The sequence below is a fragment of the Nocardia sp. NPDC004711 genome (assembly GCF_053601595.1).
In genome coordinates this window covers 78,042-98,761 of record NZ_JBSGCB010000005.1, presented here as the reverse complement: position 1 = coordinate 98,761, position 20,720 = coordinate 78,042, and the positions used below count along the sequence as shown (strand labels likewise).

Here is a 20,720-nt window from a genome sequence, read left to right as displayed (position 1 = left end):
GCGCCGACCTCGCCGAATCTGCCAACCATCACCTCCCGGCCATGACAGTTGTCATGCCGGCGCCGGACACGCCGTCCGCCGCCATCCCCGCTTCGGGCCCGCGGAAGACGATGATTTCCGGAGCCGGGCGTCGTCTCCATTCCCGGGGACCGAAATACCGATTCGAGGAGTTGACCATGTCCTACGTGACACAGCCGGGCGATCCGGTCTGGACCGATCTCTTCACCACCGACACCGACAGCGCCATCGACTTCTACGGCGAGCTGTTCGGGTGGAGCGCGGATGTCGCGCCCGAGTACGGCGACTACATCACCTTCCGCAAGGACGGCTTGGCCGTCGCGGGCGGGATGCGCAATGACGGGAGCGGCGGGCCCGATCAGTGGACCATATACCTGGCCAGCCCGGACGCCGAGGCGACCGCGGCGGCCGTCCCGGCGGCCGGCGGGATGATCGCGGCGCCGGTGACGACGGTCGGGGACCTCGGCAAGTTCGGCGTGTTCGGTGACAACGGCGGGGTCGGGATCGGCGTGTGGGAAGCCGGGACCATGGCCGGGTTCGAGCAGCGCGGCGTGGTCGGCGGCGGGCAGTGGGAGGAGCATGTGGGCGCGCCCTCGTGGTTCGAACTGCACACGCGCAACTACGACGACGCCCTGAAGTTCTATCGCGAGGTCTTCGGCTGGAAGGACCCGTTCACCATTGGCGATACGCCCGAATTCCGGTACACCACCATCCATTCCGTGACCCCGATGCTGGGCGGCGTGATGGACTCGAGCAGCTTCCTGCCGCCGAGTGTGCCCGGATACTGGACCGTCTACTTCGGCGTCGAGGACGTGGACGCCGCCGTGCGCAAGGTCGCCGAGCTGGGCGGCAGCGTGGTGCGGCCCGCCGAGGACACCCCGTACGGCCGGCTGGCGGCGGTGGCCGACCCGTCCGGCGTGCGATTCAGCCTGGGCGGCAACAAGTCCTGACCGGCTGCCTGGCTGCGTGTACCCGATCGATAACCGGCCCCGGACAGGACGAACGGCCCGGTCCCCACAGTGACCGGGCCGTTCGGATCATCCCGCGGCGACGTGGTCGGCGCCCCAGCAGCGCTTCGGACGCCGCCGCGGGAAACTCATCCCCCGGTGACGACGGCGCCGCGCACGCCGGTGGCCAGGGTCTGCTGCCTGCCCAGTCCGGCGACCTCCACGACGACGACATCACCGTCGCGCAGATAGGGTTTCGGCTCCGGCCGGCTGACCGCGACGCCACCCGGGGTTCCGGTCAGCACCAGATCACCGGGTTCCAGGGTCATCAGCGTGCTCAGGTACCGCAGCAGTTCGCCCACCCCGGCGACCATATTGCCGGTCGTACCCGCCTGCCGCTGTTGCCCGTTCACCCACAGCTGCAGGCTCAGCGCCTGCGGTTCGGCGACCTCGTCGGGTGTCACCAGCCACGGGCCGATGGGGGTGAAGGTGTCGAAGGACTTGCCCTTCACCCAGGTCGGTTCGCCCGCAATGCCATTGCGCTCGGTGACGTCATTGGCGGTGACATAGCCGCCCACCGCCCCCAGCGCGGTGGCGGCGTCCGGGCAGTCGCGCAGCGTGCGGCCGATCACCACGCCCAGCTCCACCTCGTGGTCGGTGGCGCGGCTGCCGGGTGGCAGCTCGATGGCGTCGTAGGGACCGCTCACCGTGGTGCCGGGCTTCAGGAACACCACGGGCCGTTCCGGAATGGCCGCGCCGATGGCGGCGGCATGGTCGGTGTAGTTGAGCCCGATGCCGATCACCTTGCCGGGCCGGGCAATCGGTGCGCCGACCCGCGCGGCCGGATCCACCTCGGGGAGAGTTCCGGCGGCGAGCGCGGACCGCACCGCACTCAGCGCCGCCGGATCACCCAGCAGCCGGCCGTCGATATCGGCGGTGACGGACGACAGATCGCGCAGCGCGCCCTCATCATCGATGGCCACGGGACGCTCGGCGCCCCGGGCCCCTACGCGCAGCAGTTTCATACGTCGCCTCCCGGCTGCTTCATTTCTCGGCCCCCGATTGCTCGGCGGTCACGGCCGCCACCCCCGCGCCACCCGGCAGGTGTTCGTGCGCGATGCGAATACCCAACTGCTGCAACAGCATTGCGCCGGCACTCAGGCAGCGCAGTTCGTCCGGCTCGATCTCGATGAGCGAATACGCCGCGGCGATGCCGGTTTCGCGCAACCGGTCCGCCGGCAACGTGTTCCGGCCGCACACGGCGACCACCGGTACCCCCGCGGCCCGCGCGGCCGCCGCGACACCCGCTGGCGCCTTGCCGTGCAGGGTCTGCTCGTCGAGCTTGCCCTCACCGGTGACTACCAGGTCCACCCCGGCCAGCCGCGCGTCGAAACCGACCAGCTCCAGCATCAATTCGATGCCGGGCCGCAGGGTCGCGCCGAGGACGGCGAGCGCGGCGAATCCGACACCCCCCGCGGCGCCGGCCCCCGCCGCGTCGCGCCGATCCGACCCGAGTTCCGCGGCCAGCCGCTGCGCCCACTGCCCGAGCGCGGCGTCCAGCTCGGCCACCTGGGCCGGATCGGCGCCCTTCTGCGGTCCGTAGACCGCACCGGCCCCATAGGGCCCGGTGAGCGGATTGTCGACATCGCAGGCCACCGTGACCTCGACGCCGTCCATCCGCTCACGCAGGGCGGTCAGGTCGATGGCGTGCACCCGGGTGAGAGCCGCCCCGCCGTCGCCGATGGGCTGCCCATCCGCGTCCAGCAGCCGGGCGCCGAGCGCCTCCAACAGACCTGCGCCGCCGTCGGTTCCGGCACTACCGCCGATGCCGAGCACGATGCGGCGGCACCCGGCCGCGACCGCGGCCGCCATCACCTCGCCGGTGCCCCGGCTGGTGGCGGTCATCGGTCGCAGCCGGCCTTCCGGCAGCCGCACCAGGCCCGACACATCCGCCATCTCCACGACCGCGAGATCGTCGCGGCGGGCGTAGGCGGTCAGCACCGGTTCCCCGGTCGGCCCCGACGCGGTCAGCGGGACAGCGTCGAAACCGGCTGCGAGCGTGGCGGCGACGGTGCCGTCACCGCCGTCGGCCACGGGCACGACCGCCACCGAGGCGTCGGGACGCGCCCGCCGGATTCCGGCTCGCACGGCGGCCCCGACCTGCGCCGCGGTCAGCGAGCCCTTGAATTTGTCGGAGGCGATCAGCACACGAGCCATGGGAATCCTCTAGTCCAGCGGGACGGTTGCGGTCGGGGCGTCGACGAAGGCCGAGGCCAGCTCCTCGAACTCCACGACCTCGTTGATCTCACGCGCGCCCATGGACACATTGGTGACGCGCTCGAGAATGCACTCGACCACGACGGGCACCTTGAATTCGGCCATCAGCGACTTGGCCTTCTCGAAGGCAGGACCGATGTCCTGTGGCTCGAAGACGCGAATCGCCTTGCAGCCCAGACCCTCCGCGACCTTGACGTGGTCCACGCCGTAGCCGTTGACCTCGGGCGAGTTGATGTTCTCGAAGTCGAGCTGGACGTAGTAGTCCATCTCGAACGCCCGCTGCGCCTGCCGGATCAGCCCCAGGTACGAGTTGTTCACCAGCACATGGATGTACGGGATGTTGAACTGGGCGCCGACGGCCAATTCCTCGATGAGGAACTGGAAGTCGTAGTCACCCGACAGCGCGACGACCTGCTCGTCCTTGCACGCGGTGGCGACACCCAGCGCGGCGGGCAGGGTCCAGCCCAGCGGACCGGCCTGACCGGCGTTGATCCAGTGCCGCGGCTTGTACACGTGCAGCAGCTGCGAGGCCTGGATCTGCGACAGGCCGATGGTGGTGACGTACCGGGTGTCCCGGCCGAACGCCTTGTTCATCTCCTCGTACACGCGCTGCGGCTTGAGCGGCACGTTCTCGAAGTGCGTCTTGCGCTGTCCGGTCGCGCGGCGGGCACGCACCTGCTTGGCCCAGTCACCGTGGTCGGTCAGACCACCCACGGCGTCAAGGGATTCCGCGACGGCGATGAACTGCTCCAGGGCCGCGCCGGCGTCGGAGACGATGCCGTAGTCGGGCGCGAAGACCCGGCCGATCTGGGTCGGCTCGATGTCGACGTGCACGAACTTGCGGTCCCTGGTGTAGGTGTCGAGACCACCGGTGTGGCGGTTGGCCCACCGGTTGCCGATACCCAGCACGAAGTCCGAGGCCAGCAGCGACTCGTTGCCGTAGATGTGCGAGGTCTGCAGACCCACCATGCCGGCGTTCAGCTCGTGATCGTCGGCGATGGTGCCCCAGCCCATCAGGGTCGGGACCACCGGAACACCGGTCAGCTCGGCGAATTTCACCAGCAGGGCGTCGGCGTCGGCATTGATGATGCCGCCGCCGGCGATGATCAGCGGACGCTTCGCGGCGTTCAGCATCTGCAGCACCTTGGCGGCCTGCGCCCGGGTGGCGGCCGGGCGAGCCACGGGCAGCGGCTCGTAGGTGTCGATGTCGAACTCGATCTCGGCCAGCTGCACGTCGATCGGCAGATCGATGAGCACCGGGCCCGGACGGCCTTCGCGCATGAGCCAGAACGCCTTCTGGAAAGCGCCGGGCACCTGGGCGGGCTCGAGCACGGTGTGCGCCCACTTGGCCAGCGGCTTCGCGATGGACGCGATGTCGACGGCCTGGAAGTCCTCCTTGTGCAGCTTGGACACCGGGGCCTGGCCCGTGATGCACAGGATCGGAATGGAATCCGCGCTGGCGGCGTACAGACCGGTCACCATGTCGGTGCCCGCGGGGCCCGAGGTCCCGATGCAGATGCCGATATTGCCGGGCTTGGCCCGGGTGAAGCCCTCGGCCATGTGCGAGGCGGCCTCGACGTGGCGGGCCAGCACGTGCTTGATGCCGCCGTGCGCCTTCATGGCGCTGTAGAACGGGTTGATCGCGGCGCCCGGCAGGCCGAAAGCCTGTGTGGCCCCTTCCTTTTCCAGGATCAGGACCGCCGCGTCGACGGTGCGCATGCGCGCCATAATCAGTTCTCCTTGTCCAGCTTGCCGCTCAGGCGCTCGACGCCGCGCAGCAGTGCAGAGTGGTCCAGGTGGCCGTCGCCATTGGCGCGGGCCGAGGCGACCAGCTGCGCGATGAGCGAGCCGGCCGGGGTCACCAGACCGGCCTCACGCGCGGCGGTGGTGAAGATGCCCATGTCCTTGTGGTGCAGGTCGATACGGAAGCCCGGCGCGAACTCGCGGTTGATCATCTTGTCGCGCTTCTGGTTCAGCACGGCCGAACCGGCCAGGCCGCCGCCGAGCACGTCCAGGGCGGGGCCCAGCTCGACGCCGTAGGCCTCGAGGAAGACCACGGCCTCGGCCACGGCCTGGATGTTGCTGGCCACGATGAGCTGGTTGGCGGCCTTCACGGTCTGGCCCGCGCCATTGGTGCCGACGTGCACGATGGTCTTGCCGACGGTGTCGAAAACCGGCTTGGCGGTGGCGAAGTCCTCGGCCGAGCCGCCGACCATGATGGACAGGGTCGCGTTCACCGCGCCCGGCTCGCCGCCGGAGACCGGGGCGTCCAGCAGGCGGAAGCCACGCTCGGCGGCCTGCTTCGCCAGCTCCTGGGTGACATCCGGGCGGATGCTGGAGAAGTCGATGATCAGCGCGCCGGGCTCGGCGGTCTCGAAGACACCCTTCTCACCGGCCAGTACCTCCTGCACGTGCGGGGAGTCCGGCACCATCACGGCGATGACCTCCGCGCCGCGTACGGCGTCCGCGATCGAGGTGACCGCACGGCCGCCCGCGTCGACCAGCGGCTGGGCCTGGGCCGGGTTGCGGTCGAAGCCCTTGACGGCGTGGCCGGCGTTCTGGAGGTGGACGGCCATCGGGCTGCCCATGATGCCGAGGCCGATGAAAGCGATGTTGGTCATGATCTGTTCCCTAATCCTCTGTATGGCAAGTTCTCTGGGTCTCTGAACGGCGGGCTACTTCGCGGCGCGGCGCTCGCGCGGCAGCCATTCGAAGGCGTCCTCGGAACGGCCGGACGGCTTGTACTCGAGGCCGACCCAGCCCCGGTAGCCGCGCGACGCGAGGTCGGTGAGCTGAAGCTCGAGCTGGAGCTCACCGGTGCCCGGCTCGTTGCGGCCCGGGTTGTCGGCGATCTGCACGTGGGCGATCCGGTCGGTGTACTCGGAGATCACCTTGTCCACGTCGTCGCCGTTCACGGCGAGGTGGTAGAGGTCGGCGAGCAGGCCGATATTGCTGACGCCCGCGTACGCCTGCACCCTGTCGATGACGGCGAGGCCGTCGACGGCCTTCAGCAGCGGGTAGCGCGGCGCGCCGGAAGCGGGCTCGACCAGGATGGTGGCCCCGATCCGGGAGGCGGCCACGGCCGCCGCCGCCAGATTCTCGACGGCCAGCTCGTCCTGCTGCTCGGGGGTGGCGCCGTCGACGCGGTTGCCGTAGAGGGCGTTGAAAGCCTTGGTGCCCAGTCGTTCTCCGATGCCGACCGTGACGTCGATATTGTCCTGGAACTCCGCGGACCGCGACGGCCAGGAGACCAGGCCGCGGTCGCCGCCGGCCATGTCACCGGCGAAGAAGTTGAGGCCGATCAGCTGCACGCCCGCGTTCTGCACGGCGGCGACGAAAGCGTCCACGTCCCGGTCCGACGGGACCGCCTCGGCGAAGGGCCACCAGAACTCGATGGCGTCGAATCCGGCCTGCCGCACAGCTTCCGGGCGCTCCAGGATGGGCAGCTCGGTGAACAGCAGCGAGCAATTCACGGCGTAGTTGAGCGAGTGGGTCATCAGGAATCCCTCCAGTTCGTTCCCGCAGCGTTTCCGCTATTTTCCACAATGCGGAAATGTTTTTTCGGGATATGAAAATGCTAGTGCTCCCGAAACAACCCCGTCAAGAGAGTTCCGGGAGCTACCGGCCAGTACGGCACGAGATATACGAAATTGCCGATTCAGTCGCGGATATCGTCGTCCAGGCGCTCGCCCAGTTCGTCCTTGCGATCCTCGGCTGCCGCGAACACCGAAGCGCCCGACTTGTTTCCACCCTTGATCTCGTTGAACACCAGGTTCAACGCGATCGCCACCACCGCCGTGGCGGAGATGCCGGAGTGCATGATCACCCCGAGCCAGGTCGGGAACCGGTCCCAGAACGTCGGCGCCGCAATCGGAATCAGGCCCACGCCCATGGCCACCGCGACGATGACCATATTGAGGTTGTCGGTGAAGTCCACCCGCGCCAGCGTGCGGATACCGCTCGCCGCCACGGATCCGAACAGGACGATGCCCGCACCGCCCAGCACCGGATACGGAATCCCGGCCACCACCGCGCCCACCACCGGGAACAAGCCCAGCAGTACGAGCACCAAACCGCCTGTCGCGACCACGAATCGGCTCTTGATGCCGGTGAGCGCCACCAGTCCCACGTTCTGCGCGAAGGCACTGCACGGGAAGCTGCCGAACACCGGCGCGACCGTAGTGGACAGCATGTCGGCCCGCAGGCCGGCCGCCACCCGCGCCGAATCCACCTCGGTACCGACGATCTCGCCGATGGCGAGGATGTCGGCGGTGGTCTCGGTCATGATCACCAGGATCACGATGGTCATGGACACGATCGCCCCGGCCTCGAAGGTCGGCCCGCCGAAGTGCAGGATCGGCGGCAGCGCAATGATTTTCGCCTTGCCGACCGCCGAGAAGTCGGCGTGGTGGGTGACCACGGCCAGCAGGGTGCCGATCGCCAGGCCGATCAGGATCGACAGCCGTGAGATCGCGCCCTGGAAGAGCCGGCTGATCACCAGAATGATGAGCAGGGTCAGCCCCGCGAAACCGATATTGCCCATCGAGCCGTAATCGGCCGCCTTGGGATCGTTGCCCATTGCCCACCGGAATGCGGTGGGCAGCAACGAGAGTCCGATCACCGTGATGATCGTCCCGGTCACCACGGCCGGGAAGAGCCGTACCAGCTTGGCGAAGAAGCTGGACAGCACCAGCCCGATCAGACCGGCGACTATGATCGCGCCGAAGACCGGCCGGAGTCCGCCGTCGCTCGCGATGGTGACCATCGTCGAGACACTGGCGAACGAAATACCCTGCACGATCGGCAATCTGGAGCCGACGGGCCCGATGCCGAGAGTCTGTAGCAGGGTGGCCAGACCGGAGAGGAACAGGCCCGCCGTCACCAGCAGGGCCACGTCCGACGCCGAGAGCCCGGCCGCACCGCCGACGATCAGCGGCGGTGCGATCACACCGCCGTACATCGTCAGAATGTGCTGAGTTCCGTAGACCACCAACTGGCCCAGGGGATGTCGCGCATCCTCGGGACGGGTGATGGTCTCTGTCACGCGGCTCTGGTCATCACCCATCGCCGCACCTCCTAGATCAGCACTGAGCCGTTCAGCAAAAGCCCGGGGTGGCGAGCCAGGCGTTCCCGGCCTCGTTGGCGTCGTCGCGCTCGACGGTGGCCTCGATCAGGCCGTACGGACGGTCCGCGGCGATGAAGACCTCGCCCGGGTTGTCGACATTGAAGGGGCTCAGGTCCACCAGGAAGTGGTGCTTGTTCGGGGCCGAGAAACGGATCTCGGCGACCTCGGTGAACTGCTCGAGCACCGCGCGGCCCATGGAGTAGAGGGTCTGCTGCAGCGCCAGCGAGTGCACCACGGCGAACTGCCGCAGGATGGTCTTGAGGATGGCGTCGTAAGTCTTGTCCCAGTCGACGTCGGTGTGGTTGTAGCGCCAGCGGGCCACCAGCGAGGTCGCCATGATGCGGTCGCTGGTCGGCTGCAGGGTGGTGTACTTGTCCTTGAAGAAGCCGTGGAACTCCGAGCCCGTGGTCTTCAGCAGGGTCAGGTCCTGCACGCCGGAGACCACGTGGGCCTTGCGATCCGGGCCGACGCCGTCGACATTCACCACGGTGGTGCGTACGCCTCGGCCCGACTTCACGAACGAGTGATCGTGGCCCTGGCCGTCGACCTCGATGCGATCCCAGGCGTACTCCTCGATCTCGACGCGCGCACCGGTGGCGGTGGGGGCCCGGGAGATGAAGTGGTCGGCGAGGGTGAGACCGAACTCCTCGATGGAGTGCACGCCCTTCTCCTTGGCGAAGGAGAAGGCGGTGTTCTTCTGGGTGTCGGTGGGCAGCACGTCGCCCTGATCACCGGTGATGTGGGCGTCGGCGAAGTCGCCGCGCAGCGCCGAGGAGACGTTCAGGTCGCGGATCTGGTGGCGCGGGGTGTCGCGGTAGACGCGGACGACGCGGTTCTCGGCCTTGCCGTACTGGTTCTGTCCCAGCTTGATTGCCATGTGAGTTCAGCTTCCTCGGTAGGTGGAATAGGCGAAGGGGCTCATGAGCAGGGGCACGTGGTAGTGCTCGCCCGCCGCCCCGGCGACCTTGAAGGTGATGGAGACCGACGGGTAGAAGTAGGTCTGATTCGTTGCGGCGGCATAGCTTTCGATATCGAAGGTGAGCCGGTAGACACCGGCCGCGAGCCCTTCGGGGCCGAGATCGCGGATCCGGCCGTCGTCATCGGTCTTGCCCTCGGCCAGCACCCGCGCGTCCGGGCCGACCTGTTCCAGCCGCACCTCGACACCGGCCGCGGGCTTGCCCAGCGCGGAGTCCAGGATGTGCGTCGTAATGGTGCTCACTGCTCGAATACCTTTCGCAGGCGCAGGACCGCGATCTTGCGCAGCTCCTCGGCCACCACGGCCGCCTCGGTGGTGTCGTCGTTGGTGAGGCGCTGGTGCAGGCTCGCCAGAATCTGCTCGGCGGACAGGCCGGTGGCGCAGATCAGGAAGACCCGGCCGAAACGCTGCTCGTAGGCGCGATTGCCGGCCAGCAGCTGCGCGGCGATGGCCACGTCCTGGCCGACCCCGGCCTGCTCCTGGCGCGACCACGCGGATCCGGTGTCGGCGCCCTGCACCCGGTCGCCGATGCGGGGGTGCGCGGCCAGCGCGCGATCCACCTCGGCTCCGCTCAGGGCGCCGGCCAGTTCGCCGGCCCGGGCGAGCACGCTGTCGATATCGGCATAGGGCCGGGCCGCCAGCACGCCGTCGGCCCAGGCGGGCACGTCACAGCAGGTCAGCAGGTCCGGCCGGAGTTGTTCCCCGGCTGTCGAATTGAATTCGCTCAATGTCACCATCGGCGCTACCTCTCTCGGATAGCGGAAGGGTGATTCCGCTACTCGAGAAGAGTGTCACGGGCCACAACAACTCGTCAACATTTTGTTGAAAATATACAGAGGCTGCAGGTCAGGGCACTAGCCGAGCATACGTGCCGACCACCCCGAAACGCGGACAGCGGCGTCGGGCCGACCGTGGTCGACCCTCCGCCGCTGCTCATCGCACCGGAGTCGGTTAGGTATTCCGCGCGGCCGGTGCCGCCGCCAGGGCGGCGCTGGTGCGGGATCCGAACAGCTGGTGCAACACCAGGGCCGCCAGACAGCCCGCACTGATCCCCGACGCCAGGATGATCGACACCGGTCCCGGCAGACCGGCGTAGAACGAGGGCGCGACCGTCGGTGTCATGCCGATGAACAGCGCGACGCCCACGATCAGGGAGTTGATCGGATCGTGCAGATCGGCCTTGGCCAGGGTGCGAATACCGCTCGCGGCGACCGTCCCGAACAGTACGAGACCCGTTCCGCCCAGAGCCGGTTTCGGCACCAGCTCCACCACCGCGCTCGCCACCGGGAACAACCCCAGCAGCACCAGCAGCGCACCGCTGGCGGCCACGACGAAACGGCTGTACATGCGGGTGAGCGCCACCAGTCCGACGTTCTGCGCGAAAGCGCCGCAGGCGAATCCGCCCATGACCGAGGCCAGCATGGTGCCGGCACCGGCCGCCCGCAGACCGCCCGCGATGTGCTGTTCCTCGGCGGGCCGGTCCACGATCTCGCCGAGCGCGATCATGGTCGCGGTCGACTCGGTCATCACCACGAGCATCACGATGCACAGCGAGACGATCGCACCGATCTGGAACTGCGGTGCACCGAAGTGCATGGGCGGTATGAAACCGACCAGCGCGCTGTTGCGCACCGGGCCCGTATCCAGCAGTCCCAGTGGCCATCCCGCCAGCGAACCCGCGACCAGTCCGATCAGCAGGGCCAGCTGCCGCCCGAACCCTTTCAGGAATCGATGGCACAGCAGCACGACCACCAGCGCGATCGCCGCGTCCAGCAGGTTCTTCAACGGCACATGCGCGGAGCCCATGGAGCCCTCGCCCGCACCGCTGATCCAGCCGAGCGCGACCGGCAGCAGCGACAGGCCGATGAGCGAGATGACCGTGCCACCCACGATCGGCGGGAAAAACCGGTGCAGCCGTGAGAAATACGGGGCGGCGAGGACGGCCAGCATGCCCGCCACCAAGGTGGCCCCGAAGATGACCGGCAGCGCCTCGCCCGGCGCGGCGTCCTTGGCGATGGCCAGGATCGGTCCCACCGCCGCGAACGATCCGCCATTGATGAGCGGCAGCCGCGCGCCGAACTTCCACCAGCCCAGGGACTGCAGCAGGGTGGCCAGTCCGGCGGTGAACAGGCTCGCGGTGATGAGCAGGACCGTGTCCCGGGTGCCCAGGCCGACCGCGGCCCCCACGATCAGCGGTGGCGCCACCACGCCGGCGACCATGGCGGCGATGTGCTGTAGGCCGCCGGCGAGCAACTGCCAGGGCGGCGGGACGACATCGACCGGATGCCGTTCGGGCGCTTCGGGTTCCAGCCCCGGTGCGGTGGACCCCGGCGTGGAGGGAGTTCCCGGGACGCCGGGTGCGGATTCAGCAGTCACGGGCGGGCCGGCCCCCTCGATCAGCGGAGGAAGCAGCACTTCCGTCGCGTAGTCGGCCCGATCGCGACGGCCGGACGACCGTCGACAGTCTTCGGTATGGCGTCGAAACTCTTTGGCCCACAGGTGAACCGCGTTCGCTCAACGTCTCCATTGGCGCAACCTCTCTCGGATAACGGAAGGGTCATTCCGCTATCCGAGAAGAGTGGCACGGGCCACATTGGCCGTCAACAATTCGTTGAATATATATCGGTCGGCCGACAGACCGGTCAGGCGCGTTCGCGGTTCAGGTAGTTGTAGACGGTGAAGCGGGTGACACCCAGCGCCGCCGCCACGGTCTCCGCCGACTTACGGAACGTGAACGCGCCCCGCTCTTCCAGCAATCGCACAGCACGCTGCTTCTCGACGCGCGGCAGACCCGCCAGCGGCCCGCCCAGCTCCGCCGCCACCTCGTCCAGCAGCCGCTCCAGGCCGCCGAGGGTGTCGGACTCGGGCGGACCGAAACGCACGCAGGCCAGGGTCGTTCCTTCCCAGACCAGAGGGACATCGTCGGCGGTGGCCTCCTGCGCGGACACCAGGCGGCCGCCGGTTCTCTCCAGCAACGGGGCAAGGGTCACCAGCACGGGGTGCGACTCGTCCATCGGCGAACGCTCAGTCATCCTGCTCGACCTGCATGGTCACCCGGGTCGCCCCGTGCGCGAAGGCGGTCACCATGATCTGGCCCAGCACCGGCAGCAGCCGATCGTCGGTCCCGGCCACCGAGGTGCCGAGCGGACCGAAATCGCATTCCAGACCGGCCGACTCCGCCAGTTCGAGAGCCGCTCTGGCATGCGGCGGCGTCTCCCCTTCGCCGTGGAACGGTTCGGTCGTGAACTCCGCGCGTAGCCGCATGGGCCTCAGGCTACTGGGCAGAACAGGTGATCTACGATCTGCCCTAGAATTCCGGCATTCGGAAAAACTGAGGAGGACCGGGGTGCCAGCAGCGAAGGAACCCAAGAGCGGCACCGGCGGCGTGCAGTCCATCGAGCGCGCGTTCGCCCTGCTGGAGCTGATGGCCGACGAGGGCGGCATGATGGGCCTGTCCCAGCTCGCCACGGAGTCGGGGCTGCCGCTGCCGACCATTCACCGGCTGGTGCGGACCCTGGTGGATCTGGGCTACCTGCACCAGGAGCCGTCGCGCAAATATGTACTGGGCCCCAAGCTGATCAAGCTCGGTGAGAGCTCCTCGCAGATGCTGGCGGTGCTGGCTCGCCCGCACCTGTCCCGGCTGGTCGACGAGCTCGGTGAATCCGCGAACATGGCCATGCTGGACGGCGATCAGATCGTCTATGTGGCGCAGGTGCAGTCGCGGCACTCCATGCGCATGTTCACCGAGGTGGGCCGGCGGGTGCTACCGCACTGCACGGCCGTGGGCAAGGCCATCCTGGCGGGTTCGGCGCCGGACCTGACCCGAGAGCTGTTGCAGCGCACCGGAATGCCGCGCTACACCGATAACACCATCACCGATCCGGAGGAGTTCGCCCGGCAGCTGGACGAAGCCGCGCGCACCGGATACGCCATGGACGAGGGCGAGCAGGAGCTCGGCGTGCGCTGTGTGGCGGTCGCGGTGCCCAAAGCGCCTGCCCGGCTGGCGATTTCGGTGTCCGGCCCGGTGGGCCGGATGACCGAGGAGCTCATCGACCGCGCGGCACCGCTGCTGACAGAGGTCGCCGCCGTCCTGTCCGACGACCTCCGATAGTTCTCGAATCTCCTACGCAGCAATCTCACCGGCGGTTCTCGGTCGGCTACCAGACAGCGATGTCGTAATCGACCTCATAGAACCCGCGAAAACTCGCGGACCAGGCAATTCGAAAAGGATGCTGCCATGACGACCCCCGAACCGGCCGCGACGCCCGACGAGCCCCGAACAACCGAGCTTCCAGACGCGGCCACCACCCCCGCAACCTCACAGCGACCCATCACTCGCCCGCCGAACAATATCGGCTGGGCCGTCGCGTCCCTCCTGTTCTTCTGGCCCCTCTCCTTCTCCGCGTTCACCCACGCCCTGAACGTCTTTCCCCTGTGGTCCGAAGGCGATGCCGACGGCGCCCGCTACGCCTCGCACCGAGCCCGCTACCTCGGCATCCTCTCCCTCTGGATCGGCGGCGCCCTCTTCGTCCTGTTCGCCATCCTCTACATCGTGGGCATGCTCGTCCTCATGCACCACGGCCATCACGGCCACCACAATTGGGGCGGCCCGGGCCCGCGGATGCACCGCGGCTGACGGTTCCGGGGCCCGTGCACGACAGTGCGCGGGCCCCGGACTTCTTCCCATGCCTCGCACAACTTCGTCCGACACCTCGCAAAACCCGTCGCTGCCAACAATTCCCATAATCGGGACAGATCCGAGAGGGTTCCGGTTTCGAATCCTGATGCGAAGTCATCGACATCTCGGAATGAGGTTTCCCTATGGGCACAAGGCAGCCCACAAGTTCGGTTCAGCTTTGTCGGCGTGCGGCCCGGGTCGCCGTTGCGGGGGCTCTTCCCCTCTCCCTGGTTCTCCTGGGAGTAACACCCGCCCTGGCCGAGGAAGCGCCACCGGCCGCGGCGGATCAGCCGGCCCTGGATATCCCGGACTCGTCGATTCACATCGGCACCCTCCAGCTCGACCGGCCGTTCTTTCTGACCCCCGAGCAGACCCAGCAGATCAATACCGCGACCACGGGCACCGAAGCCGGTCTGGCGCAGTCGCTCGAAGCGGCCGGGCTCGACCATGACCGCTCCACCAGCGTCGCGAAGGCCGTCCTCGGTGACGCGGCCATCGGCGCGTCGATCGGGTCCGTCGTGGCCAGTCCGATCGCGTGGACCGGCGCACTGGTCGGCGTGGTCTCGGGCGCGATCGCCGGACTCCCCTTCGCGCCGATCGGCCTGGTCATCGTCCCGGCCATCGGCGGCGTCATCGGCTACGCCATGGTCGCCGCACCGTTCATGGCGCTCGGCGCAGGTGTCGGGGCGGCCGTCGGCGTGGCGGACGGTCTGATCAATCCGGCGCCGGCAGCCCAGCCCGGCCCGGCTGTGCCCCAGCCCAGCTGAACACTGCGCAGCTCAGCTCAACCCTATTGGGAGACAACGAGTTCCAGCAGCGCATAGAGCTCGCGCTGCTGGTTCGCGTCCAGCACGGCCAGCGCCGGTACCGCCCCGAAGACCTGTTCATCGAGCTGGGTGCGGAGCGCCTCCCCGGCCGCGGTCAGCGTGACCAGGCGGGCGCGGCGGTCGGTTGGATGAATCTGCTTCTGCACCAAGCCCTGTGACTCGAGCCGGTCGATCGAGGTGGCCGTATTGGACAGGTCCGCCCCGAGCCGGGCGGACAGCTCCTTGAGAGTCAGTGGTTCGGCGAGGTGCCCCAGCGCCTTGGCCTGCACCGGAGTGACGCCGAGCCGGGCCGTGGTGACCGCGAAGTGGTTTCGGACCAGTGCGACGGCGCGCTGCAGCACATCGACCAGTTCGGCGGTGGTGGGCTGGCGCTGCTCATCGGTCACTCGCCCACTCTACCGGCGCGCGCCGAGAAATTAGTGGTTGACCACCAACAGTTTCGGTCGCACACTCTCATTTATTAGTGGTACACCACCAATAAATGGAGAGTCATGACAACCGCACCTCCCGTGGCGAGCCGAGCCACCCTCCGCTACCTCACCCTGAGCCTGCTCTGCTCGGTCCAGATGATGCTCAACCTCGACGACACGGTCGTGAACGTCGCACTGCCCACCATCCAGCGGCACCTGCACATGTCCGAGTCCGACCTGACCTGGATCATCAATGCCTACCTGCTGCTGTTCGGCGGCTTTCTACTGGTCGGCGGGCGCACCGCGGACCTGTTCGGCGGCAAGCGTGTCTTCCTGATCGGCGTGACGGTCTTCGGCCTCTCCTCGCTGGCCACCGGCCTGGCGCAGGACTCGGCCATGCTCATCGCCAGCCGCGCGGGACAGGGCATCGGCGGCGCGTTCGCCGGCCCCGCCGCCCTGAGCATCGTCGCCGGACTCTTCGCCGAACCCCGCGAACGCAATCGCGCCCTGGGCATTTGGGCCGGGCTGGGCGGTCTGGCGGCGACCCTCGGTGTCGTCCTCTCCGGGGTCATCACCGAATATGCCGGGTGGCGTTGGTGTTTCCTCATCAATGTGCCGGTCGGAGTCCTGGCACTGGTCCTGGTACACCGGCTGCTCCCGGACAATCGCCCGCCCCGCACCGACATCCGTCTCGACGGCCTGAGCGCGGCCCTGATCACCGGCGCGATCGCCGCCTTCGACCTCGGCCTCATCGACAGCGGCCACTCCGCCGGCCTCGCCACCGCAGCCCGCATCACCCTGGGCCTGATGCTGCTGACCGCATTCCTGCTGCGCGCCCGCCGTTCCCGGGCCCCGATGATCCCGCTGTCCTTCTTCCGGGACCGCGACCGCGCCGTCGCCAACACCGCGAACATCCTCTTCTGCTCGGCCATCCTGTCGATGCTCTTCTTCCTGACCCTGTACCTCCAGCAGGTCCTCCGTTTCTCCCCGCTCCGCACGGGCGTGGCCTGGCTCCCGTTCTGTGCCCTGGTCATCGCTGGTTTCGCCACCGCCGCCGGCCTCGTCCCCAGGGTCGGCGTCCGCCCGATCCTGGTCGCCGCCATGGCCTCCGGCGCCGTCGGCATGCTGCTGCTTGCCCAGATTCCGGTGACCGCCTCCTACCCGGACCTCCTTCCCGGCATGCTGACCGCCGGTTTCGGCATGGGCCTGGGGTTCGTCTCGATCACCATCGCCGCCGTCGGCGAAACCCACGCCGATATCACCGGCCTGGCCTCCGGTTTCGTCACCACCACCCAGCAACTGGGCGGGGCCCTGGGACTCGGCGTCCTGACCACCATTGCCCTCCATCACCGCACGGCCCGGCTGGCCGCCGGCGCCTCCCCCACCGAGGCCCTGGCCCAGGGTTTCCAGCTCACGTACCTGGTGAGTGCGGGAATCCTTACCCTCGCAGCCCTCCTCGCCGCCGGCATCACCGCGACGGCGGGAGCCGCCCGCCCCGACCCGGTGCCCGTCGCCTGACCGACCGGCGAAATCCCGGCACCCCGGTGATCCGTGGCGAAGACGGCCCGAGCGGCGGCGTAGATTGTCATCCACGCTGCTCGGGCCGTCTTCTTCGATGAAGGGATCCGGTGATGGGTGTGTCTACTCGATGCCGAGTGGGTGTGGTCCTGGCGATCGTGCTGACCGTGGCCGCCGGTGCCTGCGGATCCGATCGGGGCGGTGGGACGCAGAGCTCCGGCACCAACTCCCCCGAAGCCGCGCAGATCGCCGATATCGTGCGCACCAAACTGACCCAACTCGACCTCACCGCAGCGGTTTTCGGGGTGTGGCGGGGTAAGGCGCCGATCGCCATCGGCGCGGTGGGCGACTCGCCGCTGGGCATCCCCGCGACCACCGACATGCAGCTGCGGGTGGGCCAGCCCATGGAGCCGATGCTGTCCACCGTGCTGTGGCATCTGGACGCGGCCGGCACCCTGTCCATGGACCAGCCGATCGCCACCTGGCTGCCGGCCTTCCCGCGCGCCGACCGGATCACCCCGCGCATGCTCGCCGACAGCACCTCCGGAATCTCCGACTACGTCACCGACCCCGGCTTCCTGAAACGCTTCGCCGACAATCCGTTTCACACCTGGACCGCCCAGGAGCTGTTCGACCTGGCCAATGCCCGCCCGCCCCTGTTCGATCCCGGCACCAGCTTCGCCTACGCCCACAGCGACCTGGTCGTCCTGGGTGAGGTGCTGCAGCTGGCCAGCGGCAAATCGCTGGGGGACCTGATCTCCCAGTACGTCCTGGGACCGCTCGGCATGCGGCATTCCGCGGTGGTCCGCACTGCCCGGATCGACGAGCCGATCCTGCACGGCTACACCGACGAGCGAAAGATCTTCGAAGACGCCACCTTCTGGAACCCGACGGCCTTCCTGCACTCCGGCAACATGAATTCCACCGTCACCGACGTCGGCCGCTGGGTCCGGGCCCTCGGCACGGGAGAACTGCTCTCCAGCAGCCAGTTCCAGCAGATGATGGCCCCCTCCACCGCCGGTCTCGGCCCGCTCACCGGCCAGAAGTACTTCGCCTTCGGCGTGCCCCACATGGCCGACTGGCTGTTCATGAACCCCGCCTACGGCGGCTACCACGGCATCGCCCTCTACGACACCAAATCCGACACCACCATCGTCGTCTACGCCACCCTGGGCCCGGCCGCCAAGCCCGACACCGACAACGCCATCCCCATCGGCGCCGCCATCGCCACCCTGCTGGTGCCCGACCGCCCGCCGCCTCTGCCCTGATCTGGAACATCCGTGGAGATCATCGGGGAAGCCGTGCTCAGCGGATAGGCTGAGCGCGACGCCCGGGTCCTGACGCAGGTCGGCCGAGAGGAGTTAGCGATGAGCGCCGAGGATGCCGCAGCCGCACCGGCCCTGGCCGGTGACCTGTCGGGAATCGTCGGGCGACATCTGATCTATGCGTACGAGAACGGCTGGAAGTTCGACCTGTACGTGCGCAATTCGCAGACTGTCGCCTTCCGCTGCCTGATGGGACCGATGTTCGGGCGCTGGTCCACGGCGCAACCGGCCAAGATGATCCAGCTCAGCGGCGATATGTACAAAATCGCCTGGGTGGAGCCGACCGGGGCGGTCACCGTGCTCATCGTCTGGCTCCGCGAGCGCCGGGTGCATACGACGATCTGCTATCCGCAGTGGATGCTCGACTTTCCCGAGAGCACCGTGGGCCACTACGAGGACGACATCCCGCAGATCATCGCCGACCGCGACCAGGGCCCGACCTACCCGCAAACCCTGGTCGCCTCCACCGGTCGCATCACCTACCTCGAAACCCGGGAACCCGACGACGACACCGTCATCGACTGCCCACCGGCCAAACTCCCCCTCGATTACGCGAATCGCACCAACTGATTCGACGGGGCACCGATGAGTTCTGCGCGCCCGCGGCGTCCATGCCTACAACACGCACTCTGTGAACCCGGTGAGGGAGGATCCTGTGAGCACCAACCCGCTGCCGCCCGTCGTCGACATCGACACCTGGCGGACCGAACTCGAAGCACTGCGTATCCGTGAGAAGGCCGCGACCCGCGAGCTCGACGCCATCGCCGCCCAGCGTCGCCGCCTGCCGATGGTCGAACTGCCCGACTACATCCTGGAAGGCGAGGACGGCCCGGTCCGCCTGGCCGACATATTCGGCGGCAAGTCCCAATTGATCATCTACAGCCACATGTGGTTCCCGGGCGCGGAATGGCAATGCCCCGGTTGCACCGGATTCACAGCGCAGTTCACCCGTTTGGAATTCCTGGACCTCTACGACGCCCGCTTCGTCATCGTCACCCAGGGCCCGATCGACGAGGCCCTCGCCTACAAGCGCCGCGTCGGCAACCAGATGTCCTGGTACTCCACGGCCAACAGCCCATTCGGCGCGGACATCGACGCCCCACCCGGCGGCGGCTTCGGCGTCAACGTCTTCCTCCGCGACGGCGACACCGTCTACCGCACCTGGCACACCAGCGGCCGCGGCGTCGAACAACTGACCCACACCTTCCCCCTCATCGACCTCCTCCCCTACGGCCGCCAGGAAGACTGGCAAGACGTCCCCACCGGCTGGCCCCAGTCCCCCACCTACAACCGCTGGCCCAGCTCCAAAGACATCGCCGCCACCTACGGCAACCCGAATCCCTGAGCCCGCCAATGGAATAACGAGTACCCGGCCGATCACGAATCGAGTTGCGTTCCCGTCCAACACGATTCATAGCAAACCGACGGTTCCGTTCATTGTTTTGTAACAGGTTCCAGTTAGGGTTTGCGGCGTGTTCCTTCGACGTGATCGTTCGGGCCTGTCCGAGCTGGCGCGCGATCCGCGCGCCGACCACTATCCGATGCCGACGGTGCCCGAGGGCTGGTATGCGGTGTTGCGCAGCAAGCACCTCCGGTCCGGAAAGATCGTGAATCTGCATTACTTCGGTCGCGCGCTGATCGCCTTCCGGGGCAGCGATGGCCGGGCCACCGTCCGCGACGCGCACTGCCCGCATTACGGCGCCCATCTCGGGGCCGGGGGCCGGGTGGTGGACGGGCAGGTGGAGTGCCCGTTCCACGGCTGGCGTTTCGACGCCGACGGTGCCTGCGCCTCAGCGCCTTTCACGCCCCGCCCGCCGCGGGTGACGCTGGGTGGTTTCCCGGTGCGCGAGCACAGCGGGCTGATCTTCGTCTATTCCGGTGCCGGCGAACCGCTGTGGGAAGTGCCCGAGATCCCCGAGGCCACCGATCGCGCCTTCGCCCGCCCCATCGACGATGTCCTGCAATCGCGCATCCACATCCAGGAGATGCGCGAGAACATCGTCGACGAATCCCACTTCCACCACATCCACGGCCAGAGCGAGCCCCCTGTCCAGGAACTCATCCCCGACGGCCCCTTCGCCGAAATCCACACCCGCTTCTGCAAACCCGTCCTCGGCTACCCGGTCGACAACAGCTTCGACGTCTTCATGTACGGCCCCGGTGTCATGGTCGTCCGCACCACCGGCGCACTGATCACCATGACCGCCGTCGCCCTCACCACCCCCATCGACGACACCACCAGCGAACTCCGCATGCTCTACTACATCCGCCGCCGCCCCGGATTCCCCTTCGCCGCCCCAGTTCTCAAACTCGCCCTCCGCCTGGTCGCCTTCGGCGAGGTCCGCGAAGAACTGGCCATCTGGGACCACAAAATCCACCGCCCCCGCCCCGTCCTCCTCCCCCACGAGAAGGGCATCAAGTCCCTCCGCCGCTGGTACGCCCAGTTCTACCCGCCCCAATCCCCTCAGGCCCTGGAAGATCTGGCGCTGCCCGGCACCACCCGCGACCTGGAAACTCTCCACTAGAAGTCAGCCCGCTACCGGCCCGAAGAAACGAGAAGGCCCGCTCCGTCCAGTACCGAGGGATGAGGAGCGTCAGTACCGTGGTGCGATGCCCGGA

General features: G+C 68.1%; 22 protein-coding genes. 9 read left to right on the top strand and 13 right to left on the bottom strand.

The window, feature by feature from the left end; genetic code table 11:
* The first annotated feature begins 176 nt into the window (after positions 1-176).
* Positions 177-968 carry a VOC family protein gene (locus ACWEKS_RS06365; protein WP_452339112.1) on the top strand — a complete coding sequence of 264 codons (792 nt, stop codon included), beginning with the start codon at positions 177-179 and terminating at the stop codon, positions 966-968.
* A 146-nt stretch (positions 969-1,114) separates the two neighbouring features.
* On the opposite strand, the gene ACWEKS_RS06360 is transcribed toward ACWEKS_RS06365, so the two are convergent.
* The 12 genes from ACWEKS_RS06360 to ACWEKS_RS06305 all read right to left on the bottom strand — a co-directional run bounded on the left by ACWEKS_RS06360 (position 1,115) and on the right by ACWEKS_RS06305 (position 12,607).
* Entirely contained in the window at positions 1,115-1,990 is an 876-nt protein-coding gene (locus ACWEKS_RS06360) for a fumarylacetoacetate hydrolase family protein (RefSeq protein ID WP_452339111.1), read from the bottom strand.
* A 19-nt stretch (positions 1,991-2,009) separates the two neighbouring features.
* On the bottom strand, positions 2,010-3,182 hold the full coding sequence (locus ACWEKS_RS06355; protein ID WP_452339110.1) for a glycerate kinase: 1,173 nt from the start codon (positions 3,180-3,182) through the stop codon (positions 2,010-2,012).
* A 9-nt stretch (positions 3,183-3,191) separates the two neighbouring features.
* Positions 3,192-4,970, bottom strand: a complete 1,779-nt coding sequence (gcl, locus tag ACWEKS_RS06350; protein WP_452339109.1) for a glyoxylate carboligase — start codon at positions 4,968-4,970, stop codon at positions 3,192-3,194.
* Between the two features lie 2 nt (positions 4,971-4,972).
* Complete coding sequence (locus tag ACWEKS_RS06345; protein WP_379399768.1) at positions 4,973-5,863, bottom strand: 2-hydroxy-3-oxopropionate reductase; 891 nt, start codon at positions 5,861-5,863, stop codon at positions 4,973-4,975.
* Positions 5,864-5,917: 54 nt separating this feature from the next.
* Positions 5,918-6,739, bottom strand: a complete 822-nt coding sequence (locus ACWEKS_RS06340) for a hydroxypyruvate isomerase family protein (protein WP_452339108.1) — start codon at positions 6,737-6,739, stop codon at positions 5,918-5,920.
* Between the two features lie 161 nt (positions 6,740-6,900).
* The gene (locus ACWEKS_RS06335) at positions 6,901-8,307 is read right to left on the bottom strand and encodes a nucleobase:cation symporter-2 family protein (RefSeq protein ID WP_452339107.1); all 1,407 of its coding nucleotides are present in this window, start codon (positions 8,305-8,307) and stop codon (positions 6,901-6,903) included.
* A 31-nt stretch (positions 8,308-8,338) separates the two neighbouring features.
* A complete protein-coding gene (pucL, locus tag ACWEKS_RS06330) occupies positions 8,339-9,244 on the bottom strand; it encodes a factor-independent urate hydroxylase (protein ID WP_452339106.1) in 906 nt (301 codons plus the stop codon).
* Positions 9,245-9,250: 6 nt separating this feature from the next.
* Entirely contained in the window at positions 9,251-9,595 is a 345-nt protein-coding gene (uraH, locus tag ACWEKS_RS06325) for a hydroxyisourate hydrolase (protein ID WP_354840832.1), read from the bottom strand.
* Positions 9,583-10,080, bottom strand: a complete 498-nt coding sequence (uraD, locus tag ACWEKS_RS06320) for a 2-oxo-4-hydroxy-4-carboxy-5-ureidoimidazoline decarboxylase (protein WP_452339105.1) — start codon at positions 10,078-10,080, stop codon at positions 9,583-9,585. Before uraD ends, uraH begins: the two co-directional genes overlap by 13 nt.
* Before the next feature lie 214 nt (positions 10,081-10,294).
* On the bottom strand, positions 10,295-11,719 hold the full coding sequence (locus tag ACWEKS_RS06315) for a nucleobase:cation symporter-2 family protein (RefSeq protein WP_452339104.1): 1,425 nt from the start codon (positions 11,717-11,719) through the stop codon (positions 10,295-10,297).
* 266 nt (positions 11,720-11,985) lie between these two features.
* Positions 11,986-12,375 (bottom strand): helix-turn-helix domain-containing protein, encoded by a 390-nt coding sequence (locus ACWEKS_RS06310; RefSeq protein ID WP_452339103.1) that lies wholly within the window; start codon positions 12,373-12,375, stop codon positions 11,986-11,988.
* Entirely contained in the window at positions 12,368-12,607 is a 240-nt protein-coding gene (locus tag ACWEKS_RS06305) for a thiamine-binding protein (RefSeq protein WP_452339102.1), read from the bottom strand. The genes ACWEKS_RS06310 and ACWEKS_RS06305 overlap by 8 nt, the downstream gene beginning before the upstream one ends.
* A gap of 82 nt (positions 12,608-12,689) precedes the next feature.
* Between ACWEKS_RS06305 and ACWEKS_RS06300 the strand changes: the two genes are divergently transcribed.
* From ACWEKS_RS06300 to ACWEKS_RS06290, 3 genes are all read left to right on the top strand, one after another.
* Entirely contained in the window at positions 12,690-13,454 is a 765-nt protein-coding gene (locus ACWEKS_RS06300; RefSeq protein ID WP_452339101.1) for an IclR family transcriptional regulator, read from the top strand.
* Positions 13,455-13,580: 126 nt separating this feature from the next.
* Positions 13,581-13,979 (top strand): CD225/dispanin family protein, encoded by a 399-nt coding sequence (locus tag ACWEKS_RS06295; protein WP_379399775.1) that lies wholly within the window; start codon positions 13,581-13,583, stop codon positions 13,977-13,979.
* 185 nt (positions 13,980-14,164) lie between these two features.
* Positions 14,165-14,788 (top strand): hypothetical protein, encoded by a 624-nt coding sequence (locus ACWEKS_RS06290; protein WP_452339100.1) that lies wholly within the window; start codon positions 14,165-14,167, stop codon positions 14,786-14,788.
* 23 nt (positions 14,789-14,811) lie between these two features.
* Here the strand turns inward: ACWEKS_RS06290 and ACWEKS_RS06285 are convergent, their stop codons facing one another.
* Positions 14,812-15,234, bottom strand: coding sequence for a MarR family winged helix-turn-helix transcriptional regulator (locus ACWEKS_RS06285; RefSeq protein ID WP_452339099.1), 423 nt, complete (start codon positions 15,232-15,234; stop codon positions 14,812-14,814).
* Positions 15,235-15,339: 105 nt separating this feature from the next.
* On the opposite strand from ACWEKS_RS06285, the gene ACWEKS_RS06280 reads away from it, so the two are divergent.
* The 5 genes from ACWEKS_RS06280 to ACWEKS_RS06260 all read left to right on the top strand — a co-directional run bounded on the left by ACWEKS_RS06280 (position 15,340) and on the right by ACWEKS_RS06260 (position 20,626).
* Positions 15,340-16,776, top strand: a complete 1,437-nt coding sequence (locus ACWEKS_RS06280) for an MFS transporter (RefSeq protein WP_452339098.1) — start codon at positions 15,340-15,342, stop codon at positions 16,774-16,776.
* A 113-nt stretch (positions 16,777-16,889) separates the two neighbouring features.
* Positions 16,890-18,044 (top strand): serine hydrolase domain-containing protein, encoded by a 1,155-nt coding sequence (locus tag ACWEKS_RS06275; protein ID WP_452339097.1) that lies wholly within the window; start codon positions 16,890-16,892, stop codon positions 18,042-18,044.
* A 99-nt stretch (positions 18,045-18,143) separates the two neighbouring features.
* Positions 18,144-18,671, top strand: a complete 528-nt coding sequence (locus ACWEKS_RS06270) for a phenolic acid decarboxylase (protein ID WP_452339096.1) — start codon at positions 18,144-18,146, stop codon at positions 18,669-18,671.
* 85 nt (positions 18,672-18,756) lie between these two features.
* A complete protein-coding gene (locus ACWEKS_RS06265) occupies positions 18,757-19,446 on the top strand; it encodes a DUF899 domain-containing protein (RefSeq protein ID WP_452339095.1) in 690 nt (229 codons plus the stop codon).
* Positions 19,447-19,573: 127 nt separating this feature from the next.
* Positions 19,574-20,626, top strand: a complete 1,053-nt coding sequence (locus ACWEKS_RS06260; protein WP_452339094.1) for a Rieske 2Fe-2S domain-containing protein — start codon at positions 19,574-19,576, stop codon at positions 20,624-20,626.
* Positions 20,627-20,720 lie beyond the last annotated feature (94 nt).

What these genes read in the sequence shown, in the direction of transcription:
- ACWEKS_RS06365 (WP_452339112.1), top strand. Translation starts at nt 177, where the DNA reads ATGTCCTACGTGACACAGCCGGGCGATCCGGTCTGGACCGATCTCTTC.
- ACWEKS_RS06360 (WP_452339111.1), bottom strand. Translation starts at nt 1,990, where the DNA reads ATGAAACTGCTGCGCGTAGGGGCCCGGGGCGCCGAGCGTCCCGTGGCC.
- ACWEKS_RS06355 (WP_452339110.1), bottom strand. Translation starts at nt 3,182, where the DNA reads ATGGCTCGTGTGCTGATCGCCTCCGACAAATTCAAGGGCTCGCTGACC.
- gcl (WP_452339109.1), bottom strand. Translation starts at nt 4,970, where the DNA reads ATGGCGCGCATGCGCACCGTCGACGCGGCGGTCCTGATCCTGGAAAAG.
- ACWEKS_RS06345 (WP_379399768.1), bottom strand. Translation starts at nt 5,863, where the DNA reads ATGACCAACATCGCTTTCATCGGCCTCGGCATCATGGGCAGCCCGATG.
- ACWEKS_RS06340 (WP_452339108.1), bottom strand. Translation starts at nt 6,739, where the DNA reads ATGACCCACTCGCTCAACTACGCCGTGAATTGCTCGCTGCTGTTCACC.
- ACWEKS_RS06335 (WP_452339107.1), bottom strand. Translation starts at nt 8,307, where the DNA reads ATGGGTGATGACCAGAGCCGCGTGACAGAGACCATCACCCGTCCCGAG.
- pucL (WP_452339106.1), bottom strand. Translation starts at nt 9,244, where the DNA reads ATGGCAATCAAGCTGGGACAGAACCAGTACGGCAAGGCCGAGAACCGC.
- uraD (WP_452339105.1), bottom strand. Translation starts at nt 10,080, where the DNA reads ATGGTGACATTGAGCGAATTCAATTCGACAGCCGGGGAACAACTCCGG.
- ACWEKS_RS06310 (WP_452339103.1), bottom strand. Translation starts at nt 12,375, where the DNA reads ATGACTGAGCGTTCGCCGATGGACGAGTCGCACCCCGTGCTGGTGACC.
- ACWEKS_RS06305 (WP_452339102.1), bottom strand. Translation starts at nt 12,607, where the DNA reads ATGCGGCTACGCGCGGAGTTCACGACCGAACCGTTCCACGGCGAAGGG.
- ACWEKS_RS06295 (WP_379399775.1), top strand. Translation starts at nt 13,581, where the DNA reads ATGACGACCCCCGAACCGGCCGCGACGCCCGACGAGCCCCGAACAACC.
- ACWEKS_RS06290 (WP_452339100.1), top strand. Translation starts at nt 14,165, where the DNA reads ATGGGCACAAGGCAGCCCACAAGTTCGGTTCAGCTTTGTCGGCGTGCG.
- ACWEKS_RS06280 (WP_452339098.1), top strand. Translation starts at nt 15,340, where the DNA reads ATGACAACCGCACCTCCCGTGGCGAGCCGAGCCACCCTCCGCTACCTC.
- ACWEKS_RS06275 (WP_452339097.1), top strand. Translation starts at nt 16,890, where the DNA reads ATGGGTGTGTCTACTCGATGCCGAGTGGGTGTGGTCCTGGCGATCGTG.
- ACWEKS_RS06270 (WP_452339096.1), top strand. Translation starts at nt 18,144, where the DNA reads ATGAGCGCCGAGGATGCCGCAGCCGCACCGGCCCTGGCCGGTGACCTG.